8 protein-coding genes are annotated in these 11,143 nt (G+C 68.8%); 1 reads left to right on the top strand and 7 read right to left on the bottom strand.

Translation table 11 applies throughout. From position 1 onward, the window contains the following. Positions 1-8 precede the first annotated feature (8 nt). Positions 9-608, top strand: a complete 600-nt coding sequence (locus tag BM365_RS12975) for a hypothetical protein (protein ID WP_093489965.1) — start codon at positions 9-11, stop codon at positions 606-608. Positions 609-614: 6 nt separating this feature from the next. Here the strand turns inward: BM365_RS12975 and rarD are convergent, their stop codons facing one another. The 7 genes from rarD to BM365_RS12940 all read right to left on the bottom strand — a co-directional run bounded on the left by rarD (position 615) and on the right by BM365_RS12940 (position 11,135). Next, positions 615-1,535 (bottom strand): EamA family transporter RarD, encoded by a 921-nt coding sequence (gene rarD / locus BM365_RS12970; protein WP_093489964.1) that lies wholly within the window; start codon positions 1,533-1,535, stop codon positions 615-617. Beyond that, positions 1,532-2,440, bottom strand: coding sequence for a drug/metabolite exporter YedA (gene yedA, locus BM365_RS12965; RefSeq protein ID WP_093489963.1), 909 nt, complete (start codon positions 2,438-2,440; stop codon positions 1,532-1,534). The genes rarD and yedA overlap by 4 nt, the downstream gene beginning before the upstream one ends. A 131-nt stretch (positions 2,441-2,571) precedes the next feature. Next, a complete protein-coding gene (locus BM365_RS12960; protein ID WP_093490783.1) occupies positions 2,572-3,414 on the bottom strand; it encodes a methylated-DNA--[protein]-cysteine S-methyltransferase in 843 nt (280 codons plus the stop codon). A gap of 85 nt (positions 3,415-3,499) precedes the next feature. Beyond that, a complete protein-coding gene (locus BM365_RS12955) occupies positions 3,500-5,680 on the bottom strand; it encodes a carboxy terminal-processing peptidase (RefSeq protein ID WP_093489962.1) in 2,181 nt (726 codons plus the stop codon). 206 nt (positions 5,681-5,886) lie between these two features. Further along, positions 5,887-6,903 (bottom strand): lipoyl synthase, encoded by a 1,017-nt coding sequence (gene lipA / locus BM365_RS12950; protein WP_093489961.1) that lies wholly within the window; start codon positions 6,901-6,903, stop codon positions 5,887-5,889. Between the two features lie 486 nt (positions 6,904-7,389). Further along, a complete protein-coding gene (locus tag BM365_RS12945; protein WP_093489960.1) occupies positions 7,390-9,567 on the bottom strand; it encodes a translocation/assembly module TamB domain-containing protein in 2,178 nt (725 codons plus the stop codon). A gap of 50 nt (positions 9,568-9,617) precedes the next feature. Beyond that, positions 9,618-11,135, bottom strand: coding sequence for a carotenoid oxygenase family protein (locus BM365_RS12940; protein WP_093489959.1), 1,518 nt, complete (start codon positions 11,133-11,135; stop codon positions 9,618-9,620). Positions 11,136-11,143 lie beyond the last annotated feature (8 nt).

The following is an 11,143-nucleotide window of genomic DNA, read 5'->3' as shown; positions in this document are numbered from 1 at the left end:
GGCCCGCCATGCGCATCCTGATGATGTCCTTGACCGTGCTCCTGCTGGTGGCGTGCAAGCCGCGCGTCAGCGAGGAGCAGAAAGCCCAGGCGCTGACCGCGTTCGCGACGGTGGAGAAGGTGTTCCAGCATCCGCGCTGCAGCAACTGCCACATCCCGGGCGATGCGCCGTTGCAGTTCGACGCGCAGACACCGCATGCGATGAACGTCGTGCGTGGTCCCGACGGCAAGGGCGCGGCGGGGCTTCCCTGCGCGACCTGCCACAGCGAGCAGAACTCGCCGGCGAGCTACGGCCCGCATGCGCCGCCGGGCGCACCGCACTGGCAGCTGCCGCCACCCGACCACAAGATGGCGTGGATCGGCCTGCCCGCCGACCAGCTGTGCGCGATGATCCAGGACAAGGACCGCAACGGCGGCCGTGACTTCGACGCGCTGCTCAAGCACGTCGCCGAAGACAAGTTGGTGCTGTGGGGCTGGAATCCCGGTGGCGAACGCGCACCGGTGCCGGTGCCGCACGACCAGTTCGTCGCCGCCTTCAAGACGTGGGTGGATGCCGGCGGACCCTGCCCCGCACCCGGCGCCGCCGCCGCAGGTGGCGCGGCGCACTGAGCGCCGCTATTTGCTCGACGGGGCCGCGACCAGCGCGTCGCGGCGTCGCGCACGCCACAGGCCGTCGCTGGCGAAGATCACCAGGCCCGCCCAGATTGCGGCGAAGCCGACCGCGCGCGTGGCATCGAAGGCTTCCTTGAACACCAGTACGCCGATCAGCAACTGCAGGCTGGGCGCGATGTACTGCAGCAGCCCTACCACCGACAACGGAATGCGGCGCACGCCGTAAGCGAAGCCGATCAGCGGCACAGCGGTGACCACACCGCCGAGGATGAGCAGGAGATCGGTCTTCCACCCGAAGCCGTCGATGAAACCGCCGCCGTGGCCGAACTCGCCCCAGACGACGTACGCGAGTGCCGGCAGGAACAGGTACAGGCTTTCCACGCCCAGACCCGCGACGGCATCCACCGCCACCAGCTTGCGCACCAAGCCATACAGGCCGAACGAGAACGCCAGGCCCAGCGCGATCCACGGCGGCGAGCCGGCTTGCAGCGTCAGCCACGCCACGCCCGCCAGCGCGAACGCCACCGCGATCCACTGCGCCGGCGACAGCCGCTCGCGCAGCACCAGCACGCCCAGCACCACGTTGATGAGCGGGTTGATGAAGTAGCCCAGGCTGGTTTCCACCACATGGCCCGCATTCACCGCCCAGATGTACAGGCCCCAGTTGAACGCGATCAGCAGGCTGCTGACGCCGAGCAGCGGCACGGCGCGCGGTTGCGCGCGGATCTGCCGCCACCAGCCGAGGCCGTTCTTCAGCAGCAGCCAGCCGAACACCAACACCGCGCTCCACACGATGCGGTGGGCGATGATCTGGAAGGACGGCACTACCTTGAGCAGATGCCAGTACAGCGGCACCACACCCCAGATCAGGAAGGTGCCGACGGTGATCGCCAGCCCTTTGCGGTCGAGCGGTTGCGGGGTCATTTCGATTGCCGCGCGCGCGCCAGGGTGATCACCACCACGCCGCACAGGATCACCGCCATCGCACCGAGGTCATGCGCGGTGAAGGTCTCGCCGGCGATGAAGGCACCGAGCGCCACGGCGATGACCGGATTGACGTAGGCGTAGCTGCCGACCAGCACGGGGCGCGCATGGTGCAGCAACCACACGTAGGCGGTGAACGCGATGATCGAACCGAACACCGCCAGGTAGGCGACCGCCAGCGCGCCGTTCACCGTCCAGTCCGCGACGTTGAAGCGCTCGCCGTGCAGCAGGCCCGCCGCGACCAACATCACGCCCGCCGCCAGCATCTGCGCGGCGGCCGTCATGAACGGCGACGGCAGGTCGCGCCCGCGCGACCACACCGAGCCGTAGGCCCAGGCGATCGGCGCGATCAACAACAGCACCAGCCCGACGGGCGAGCCGGTCAGCGAGCTGCCTGCGTTGAGCCAGACCACACCCGCGAAGCCGACGATGATGCCCAGCCATTCGCCACGCGTCGGATGCTGTCCGCGCATCGCGCCGAACAGCCCCATCCACAACGGCATCGATGCGACTGCGACCGCGGCCAGGCCGGACGACACGGTCTGCTCGGCCAGCACCACCATGCCGTTGCCCATCAGCAGCAACAGCGCGCCCATCACCAGCAGGTTCTTCCACTGCGCGCGGGTCGGCGCGGCAACACCGCGCCAGCGCAGGAACAGGAACAGCACGAAGCCGGCCGCGACGAAACGGCTGCCCGACACCATCAGCAGCGGCGGGAACCCGCCTTCGAGCGCGAAGCGGATGCCGAGGTAGGTGGAACCCCAGACCACATAGACGATGGCCAGGGCGGCAGCGACGGCGAGGCCGCCACGCGCAGGCGCGGCGGCGGAAACGGAAGAGGTCATGGGCATCGGGGGAGAGCGACGTATGCGCATTCTAGGCCAGCGCTGCATGCATCGCGCATCGCACGGCGCCCGTATCGCTTGAAACGTTTCCGGCATGGCTTGAATTCCGCTCAAGCCGGTCGCGGACAGGATCAGCCCTGTTCGCGTGCGAGCAGGTGTTGCTTGCGCGGCAGGCCCCAGCGATAGCCACCCAAGGAGCCGTCGCCGCGGATCACGCGGTGGCACGGCACCACGACCGCGATGCGATTGTGCGCGCAGGCGCTGGCCACGGCACGCGCGGCGCGTGGTGCGCCCAGCTGGCGCGCGAGCCCGGCGTAGCTCACCGTCTCGCCCTCGGGCACCTTCATCAACGCATCCCACACACGCTGCTGGAAGCCGGTGCCCAGCAGGTCCACCGGCACTTCCGCCTCGTGTCCGGCCAGGCGCTCGGCCACGGCCTGCAGGCGCGGCGCGAGGAAATCATCGCGGCCGGCTTCCACGCGTTCGAGCTGCGCCTGCGGGAACTCCTCGCGCAGTCGCTGCTCCAGCGCCGCGTCATCGTCGCCCAGTTCGATCGCACAGATGCCGCGCTCGGTGGCGGCGACCAACGCGCGCCCGAGCACGGTGTCGACCAGCGTCCAACGGATCGCCACGCCGCGCCCGCCGGCGCGATAGGTCGCCGGGGTCATGCCCAGGCGGGCGGCGCCGCTTTCGTAAACGCGGGAAGGCGAGCCGTAGCCAGCGTCGTACAGCGCGGTGGTGACGTCATGCCCGTCGCGCAACGCCGACTTGAGCGTGCCGAGCTTCCGGCGCGCGAGGTACTCCGCGGGGCTGAGGCCGTATCGCGCGCGGAAGCGGCGCTGCAGATGCGAAGCGCTGAGGCCGGTGCGCGTGGCGAGGTCGGACAGCGAAGGCTCGCCAACGTCGAGCAAGCGGCGCGCGACCTCGAGCGGGTCGGGCGAAGGAACGTGGGAAGCGGGCGAGCGGCGCGTCATGGTGTCCATGCGCCCAGACTAGGCCGGGCGCAGCGGGCGCGCTATCCGGATCTTGCGCGGGGTGCCGGGCACCCCGCGCAGGCCGTCATTCGGCCCAGCGGCCGGGGCCCGGCGAATCCGGCAGCACCTGCGCGGACAGCTTGCGGTCCTGGCCCAGGATCTCGATCGCATCGCCGAGGATCGCGGCCGATTCACGCAACAGCGGATCCGGGCGCTTGTCCGCCAGCTTCTCGCGCTGCGCGTCCCGAACGATGTCGCGCTCGGACGCGCCCAAGCCGTCATCGGCCAAGTCGTCGGCCAGCGGATCGAGCGCCAGGCCCAGCGACTTGCGTTCGGCCTGGCGCTGCTTGCGCTGCGCATCCTGGCGATCGCGTTCGGCACGGCGCTCCGTTTCATTGAGTGAGACGTACTTCTTCGCCGCCTCGGCACGGAACTGGGCGACGTCTTCCGACCACCACTGGAATTCCTTGTCCTTCGCCGAACGCGCGGCGTGCAGCGCCTGCAGGCGCGGCAACAGCGGCGCGAAGTTGCCGTAGGTGGTGTGCGGCAGCGCGGCGATGCGGGTCCACGGCAGCGCGTTGTCGTAGGTGCTCTCGCCGTACTCGCTGGCATCCACGCTCACCGGGAACGCGATGTCCGGCACCACGCCCTTGTGCTGCGTGCTGCCGCCGGCCACGCGGAAGAACTGCGCGATGGTCAGCTTCACCGAGCCGAAGCGCGGGGCTTCGTTCGCCGGCCAGCGGTCCAGGTCCACCATGTTCTGCACGGTGCCCTTGCCAAAGCTGGTCTCACCGATCACCAATCCACGACCGTAGTCCTGGATCGCGCCGGCGAAAATCTCCGACGCCGAAGCCGACGCACGGTTGATCAGCACCGCCAGCGGGCCGTCCCACGACACGCCGGTCTTGCGGTCGCTGTTGACGGTCACGCGACCGCCGGATTCGCGCACCTGCACGACCGGGCCCTTGTCGATGAAGAGACCGGTGAGTTCCACCGCCTCGTCCAGCGAACCGCCACCGTTGTTGCGCAGGTCCATCACCACGCCGTCCACGCCCTGCGCCTTGAACTGCGCAAGCAGCTTGGCGATGTCGCGGGTCGCCGAGTTGAAATCGTTCGGGTTGCGGCGACGGCCTTCGAAATCCTGGTAGAACGCCGGCAGCTTGATGACACCGATGCGGCGCGCAGGGCCGCTGGCATCGGCCGGCAGCGTGATGGTCTCGGCCTTTGCGGCCTGCTCCTCCAGCTTCACCTTTTGCCGGGTGATCGTCACCGTCTGGTGCTTGCCATCGATGCCGGCTTCCACCGGGATGTACTCGATGCGCACCTGGGTGTCTTTCTTGCCGCGGATCTGCGCGACGACATCGTCGATGCGCCAACCGATCACGTCGGTCATCACGCCCGACTTGCCCTGGCCCACTGCGACGATGCGATCGCCGACGGTCAGCTTGCCGCTCAGGTCGGCCGGGCCGCCGGGCACGATCTCGCGGATCGCGACCAGGTCATCCTGGCGCTGCAGTACCGCACCGATGCCTTCCAGCGACAGCGACATCGACTGGTTGAAATTCTCGGCGGTGCGCGGGGTGAAGTAATCGGTGTGTGGGTCGATCGCGCTCGTGTAAGCGTTGAGGAAGGTCTGGAAGACATCCTCGGTCTTGAGTTCGTTGATGCTGCGCTGGAGGTTGGCGTAGCGCTTGTCCAGCGTCTTGCGGATGTCATCGGGCTTCTTGCCGGCCAGCTTCAGGCGCAGCCAGTCGTTCATCACCGACTTCTTCCAGATAGCATCCAGCTCCTTGCCGTCGGCCGGCCACGGCGCGTCTTCGCGGTCGTAGTCCCAGCGCTGGCTGCCGGTGAAGTCGAAATCCTGCTTGAGCAGCGCGCGCGCATAGGTCACGCGCTGACCCACGCGCTGCTTGTAGACGGTGAAGATCTCGTATGCGGGCGCGAGGTCGCCGCTGCGGATCGCATCGTCCATCTTCGTCTTGTACGGCCCAAAGCGCGCGACGTCGGCCGCGGTGAAGAACTGCTTGCCGCCATCGAGCGCTTCGAGATACCGCTTGAACACGTCCTGCGAGAGCGCATCGTCCAGCGGCCTCGGCCGGTAGGCGTAGCGGCTGTCCGACAACAGCCCGTATACGAGCTTGGAGGTGTTGGCCTGGTCCGCCGTGGGCGCCACGGCGACCGCATCGCCATCGCCGCGCGCGAGCAGCGCCAGCGGAGTCGACAGGGCCAGGGCCAGCAGCAGCAAGGGAGCTTTCTTCAGTTTCATGGGTACTCGTGGTCCCGAGGGACCGTCAGGCTGGAACGATGGGGGTTCGACACGATGACAGTGCACAAAGTTGCGCGCCTTGTCATCTGCCTTTCGGCAGCCTAAAGGCCCTGACGTAGGGAAAGGTGAACCGCGCCCGTGTCGGTGCCCGAAGACGCGCACGACGGCACCGGCCCGGGCGGGCCGGCATCACGGGAGGGAGACGTTCAGACCGCTTGGCGGGCGGTGTGGGCGGCCTGCGCCGCCTGCTGGTCGGCGTGGTAGGAGGAGCGGACCAGCGGACCGGAGGCCACGTGGCTGAAGCCCAGCGCCATGCCGTAGTCCTCCAGCGCCTTGAACTCCTCGGGCGTCCAGTAGCGCAGCACCGGATGGTGGTGCGCGGTGGGCTGCAGGTACTGACCGATGGTGACCATGTCGACGTCGTGCGCGCGCAGGTCGCGCAGCGTGCCCTGCACCTGCTCCATGGTCTCGCCGAGGCCCAGCATGATGCCGCTCTTGGTCGGCAGGTGCGGGTGCTGCTGTTTGAAGCGCTGCAGCAGGGTCAGCGACCACTGGTAATCGGCGCCCGGACGGACGTTCGGGTACAGGTCCGGCACGGTTTCGATGTTGTGGTTGAACACGTCCGGCGGGTTGACCGCCAGGATCTCCAGCGCGCGGTCCATGCGGCCCTTGCCACGGAAGTCCGGGGTCAGGATCTCGATGCGGGTCGCCGGCGAATGCTCGCGGATGGCCGCGATGCAATCGACGAAGTGCTGGGCGCCGCCGTCGCGCAGGTCATCGCGGTCGACGCTGGTCACCACGACGTACTTCAGGCCCATGTCGGCCACGGTGTTGGCCAGGCTCAGCGGCTCGGACGGATCCGGCGGCTTGGGACGCCCGTGGGCGACGTCGCAGAACGAGCAGCGCCGCGTGCAGACCTCGCCGAGGATCATGAAGGTGGCGGTGCCATGGCCGAAGCATTCGTGGATGTTCGGGCAGCTGGCCTCTTCGCACACCGTGACCAGGCGGTTTTCGCGCAGCTTGGCCTTGAGCTTGGCGACCGAGCCGTCCGAGGGGATGCGCACACGGATCCAGGACGGCTTGCGTAACACCGGCGCGTCGGCGAACTGGACGGGCGAACGCCCGATCTTGTCGCCGCCGAGCTGCTTGGCGCCGGCCTCGAGGGGGGCGGACGAGGAGCTGACGACTTCGAGGGGGATGACGCGTGCGGGGGTGTCGGCCATGGCGGCAATTCTAACGCTTCGCCGGTCGCCTCTGGCCGGCACCCGCCTTCGAGCACGGGACAGCGACTGGGGCAGAGCCCTCTGAGTCAGGGCGCGCGGCGAAGCCGTGGGGTGTGGTGGCGCGGCTCGGGGCCCAAAGTTTGCGCAGCAAAGCTTGGTTTTTATTCCTGCGGAGCGGGAATAAAAAAGCCCGCAAAGGCTAGGCCAATTGCGGGCTTGCTCCCTCCCCCACGTCGGGATGCGGGGCCATCGTGAAGGGTCCGTTACAGACCATGCACGCTGCACTGCAAAACAGAACCGGCGGGTTCAGTACCTCTTGGTGTGATGTCATGAATATGAATGCGAGCAAAACCCAAGCCCTTAAAGGGTGTTACCGATATCAGACCAATTGACTAGACGCCGCTGGAAATCAAAATTACGTTCTTCACTCCGTTTACCTGAACAGGGCTCGCCCGGTTCGGGCGCGCGAAGCCGACGAAACGCCGCCTACTTCAGGTAGTTCGGACGGCTGTCGTACCACGCCCGTGCGCGAACGGGGTGGAAGGTGCGCTCCGTGCCCTGCATTTCCACCCCGAGGCTCAGCACCCGCCACTTGGCGTACAGGTCGCCCTGCCGCTGGCCACCCTGCAAGCGCAGCCGGGCGAGCACTTCGTAGCGGTCGTTGCGGGCCTGCAGCCGGTCCAGGACCAGCACGTCGTCCCGCCACTGCACGCGTCCCTGCACCTGAGCCTGGCCGGCGTCGAGCAGCTTGTAGACCCAGCTGGGGTACTCCTTTTTCCGGGAGAACAACGCCAGCAGGAAGCCGACATCCTTCATCGTCACCTCCGCCCGGCCGCCGGCGTCCAGTGGCGCGTCGATATCCAGCCGGGCCCTGCCGAAGCGGGCGCGGGCCCACCAGCCGCGACGCGCCTCGCCCCCAGGCTCGGTGAAACTGACATTGCGCACCTGCAGCGTGCTGCCATCGGCCACGAACGCGCGGCGCTTCAAGTCGGCGCGGCGCAGACGCACACCGAGGTCGACATCGCCACGCAGCTGCAGTCCGGCCAGGAACATGCGCGTGCCGCGACCGGCGATCCGTAGCGTGCCGTGGCCCACGTCGCCTGCCGCGTCGAGCGACAGATCGCCGCTCAACACGCCGGCACCGCCATCGAAGCGCATGTGCCGGCGTGGCAGGAACGGGTTGTAGACGCGCAGGTCGGGCACCGTCGCGCCGTCGAAGGCGACGCGCGCCTTGAGCGTGTCGCGCAGTTGCGCCACCGACCCGTCCGCGTTGAGCCACAGGCGCAGGTTGCGCCCGCGCACATAGGCGTGTGTGGGCGCCTTCATCGACGCGATGTCGAAGTGCTCCATCACCGCCGTCAGGCGTGGCACGAGTTCGCCCTGCGCGCCCGCCTCCAGGCGGATGTCGGCGCGGGCGCGTCCTCGGATGCGGTTGCCCATCACGTCCGCCACCGCATCCACGCCCGGCACGACGATGCGGCTGCCTGCGGCCAGGCGTCCGTCCACCACCTGCACATCGGCACTGACGGCGCCGGCGCCGTCGAGCGCCAACCAAGGGGCCTGCGGGAAGAGGTCCGACAGCCAACGCAGCGAATCGAAATGCCACGCGCCGACCACATGGCCCGACGCGCGCGGCAACACGCCGGCAAAATCACGCAACGGCACCTCGCGCCCACGCAGGCGCAGGTCGGCCTCCACCGCCAGGCGTCCATCCGCCTGCGGTGGCACCGTCGCTTTCACGACGATGTCCTGGTCGACGGCAAGATCGATCCCGAGGATGTCGTGGCGCGCCGCACCGGCAATGTCGTTGCCCGCCACCGCCATCGTCCATTGCAGTCGCCCGCCCGGCTTCAGCTGGCCGCGCTCGAAGCCCAGGTCGATGTCCGCGCGGCCTTCGCCGGGTGCGAGCGCCAGTGAGACCTCGCCACGCGGACTGACCGCGACGTTGAGCCCTGCGGTGCGTCCGCCCACGGCCAGATCGATCCGGGTCTTGCGCAACTTGTCGATGCCGGCGGCGTCCTCGCGCCGGTGCCGGTCGATCGCGAACCCCGCATGCAGCGTCGTTTCGCGCAGCACTTCGGCGCCGTCGTGGGTCAGCCGCGCCTGCTTGAAATCCATGGTGGAGGGCAGCAGTTCCATCGGTCCGCCGCGCAACTGCTTGTAGAACCCGACCCGCGCCGACCCCTGCCCGGTCAGCTCCAGCCCGTCGTAGAAGGCGCGCCGCACGCTGTCGCTGACGATCGCATCGAATTGCAGTTCCCAGCCGCCTGCGCGTGCGGGTGTTGGTACCAACGCCGTGGCCATCCGGCGCACGCCGCCTTCGACATCGTCCGCGCGGACTTCCGGCACATGCAGCCGCCTTTCCAGCAACGGCTGCAGCGCGATCCTGCCCTGCACGCGCGCAGCCTGCGCTTGCCACGCCACGCGCCGTGCCTGGCCCTGCAGGCGCACGTCGGTCAACGTCACCCGCCCCGGCCACCAACTGCGGCCGGACGCCCACTGCATCTGGAAGCGCTCAGGCTGCCGATTGATGACCGACGGCCCCAGCGAGGTATTGAGGAAGATCGCGGCGGCGAGCACATAGGCCACGTAGAGCGCCGCCAGGGCGACCGGGAGCCACCACCACCTGCGCCGCACGACGGTGCGAAAGGATGTCCGTTCCATCCGCACAGGATGCCGCATCCCGCGTCGCACACAAGGCGCGCCTCACGAGGTCAGCGCGCGGCGAAGTGCCCGTGGAAGCCCAACGGCACCGTGTAGGGCAGCCACGCCTGCGCGACCGGACCGGCATCGACGCGTCGCGCATCGAACACCGCGATCCCGCTGCGGCCACGCTTGCCGTCCAGCAGCGTGCCGACCAGCCAGCCCTCGTCCGGACGCCGGCTGCCCGGGCGCGGCACGAACAGATGCTCTTCGACGAGCACGTCCGGCCCGAAATCGTGCACTTGGCGGCGTCCGCGCGCGATGTCGAACGCACCGATGCCGTTGAAGTACGGCGCCGTCGACGCACTTGCGTGCACCGGCGCGTACAGGCGGGCGGGCCCGCTGGAGGGCGTACGCGCGTCGAACACTGGGAATTCGATGCCGGCGACGCCGGTGTCTTCCCAGCGCGCGCGGCCGCTGCGCAGGTCCAGCATGAGCTCGCGCACCGGCCCCTGGCCGCCGTGCGCCTCCGCCTGCCCGCTCATCGCTGCCTTCATCGGCGAGCGCGCATCGTCCACGTCGGGGTGCTGCACGGCGCGCACCACGATGCGGCCGTCGCGCTCGAAGGCATCGCCGAAGTGGTAGATCGCGGCGAAGTCGGCCTCGAACCAGCGCGCGACCGACGGCGACGCCTTGTCGACCACCGCGATCCGCAGCGCTTGGTCCTGCTGGAAGCGCAGCCGTTCGAAGAACGCACCGGAGCCTTCCGTGTAACGGAACGGAATCAACACGAACACCAGATGGCGATCGGTCATCGCGAAGCTGTGCAGGTAACCGGGCACCGGCGTCTCCAGCACATCGGCGGATGCCAGCGCGCCATCGCGACCGATATGCCAGACCATCAGGCCGTTGCCGCCCAGCATCGAAATGGAACCGAAATTCCACGACGACCCGTCGCGATCGACCAGCGGATGCGCCGAGAACGGGATCGCGGCCAGGTCGGGCCGCCATGTCACCGGGCCCAGCGTGGTCAGTTGGTCGGGATCGAGTTCGAAGGCCGAGCCGGCCTCGCACAGCGCGAACAGGCGGCCGTTGATCATCGTCACCGAGGTGTTGGCGGTGTTCGCATCGTCGTTGTTGCGGATGGCCTGCATGCCGGGGATCGTCGTGCCGGCCACCGGATAAAGGAATTTCCCCGCCTTCTGCTCGCGGGTGAACTTCGGCGTGGCCACCATGCGCGCGTGGTGGGTCAGTGTGCCGTCGCCGTTGAAGCGCCAGCCATGCACCATGCCGTCGCCGTCGAACCAGTGTTCGTAACGGAAGCCGGCGCGCTCGGTCCAGGCCGGGCCGTTGCGGTACAGCGTGCCGGCGAAGCCGACCGGCAGGCGGCCTTCGAGCGACACGGTCGCCGGGCCGAGGGTCTCGGACTGGACGGATTTCCAACCGGCCAGCCACGGGTGTTCGCGCAGACCGTCGGCGAAGCGGACGGGATCGCCGGCGAAGGCGTGTTCGCCCCGCAGCAGCGCGGGCGCGATGGCCAGGGCGGTGGCACCGGAGAGCAGGTTGCGCAGGAAGCGGCGGCGATCCATGGCGGCGG

This window comes from Pseudoxanthomonas sp. YR558 (assembly GCF_900116385.1).
Lineage (GTDB): Bacteria > Pseudomonadota > Gammaproteobacteria > Xanthomonadales > Xanthomonadaceae > Pseudoxanthomonas_A.
Note: the sequence above shows the minus strand (reverse complement) of the source record. Positions and strands in the feature narration are given on the sequence as shown.

Excerpts from the sequence above, each read along its gene's own strand:
- BM365_RS12940 (WP_093489959.1), bottom strand. The coding sequence starts at position 11,135 with ATGGATCGCCGCCGCTTCCTGCGCAACCTGCTCTCCGGTGCCACCGCC.
- BM365_RS12945 (WP_093489960.1), bottom strand. The coding sequence starts at position 9,567 with ATGGAACGGACATCCTTTCGCACCGTCGTGCGGCGCAGGTGGTGGTGG.
- BM365_RS12955 (WP_093489962.1), bottom strand. The coding sequence starts at position 5,680 with ATGAAACTGAAGAAAGCTCCCTTGCTGCTGCTGGCCCTGGCCCTGTCG.
- yedA (WP_093489963.1), bottom strand. The coding sequence starts at position 2,440 with ATGACCTCTTCCGTTTCCGCCGCCGCGCCTGCGCGTGGCGGCCTCGCC.
- BM365_RS12960 (WP_093490783.1), bottom strand. The coding sequence starts at position 3,414 with ATGACGCGCCGCTCGCCCGCTTCCCACGTTCCTTCGCCCGACCCGCTC.
- rarD (WP_093489964.1), bottom strand. The coding sequence starts at position 1,535 with ATGACCCCGCAACCGCTCGACCGCAAAGGGCTGGCGATCACCGTCGGC.
- lipA (WP_093489961.1), bottom strand. The coding sequence starts at position 6,903 with ATGGCCGACACCCCCGCACGCGTCATCCCCCTCGAAGTCGTCAGCTCC.
- BM365_RS12975 (WP_093489965.1), top strand. The coding sequence starts at position 9 with ATGCGCATCCTGATGATGTCCTTGACCGTGCTCCTGCTGGTGGCGTGC.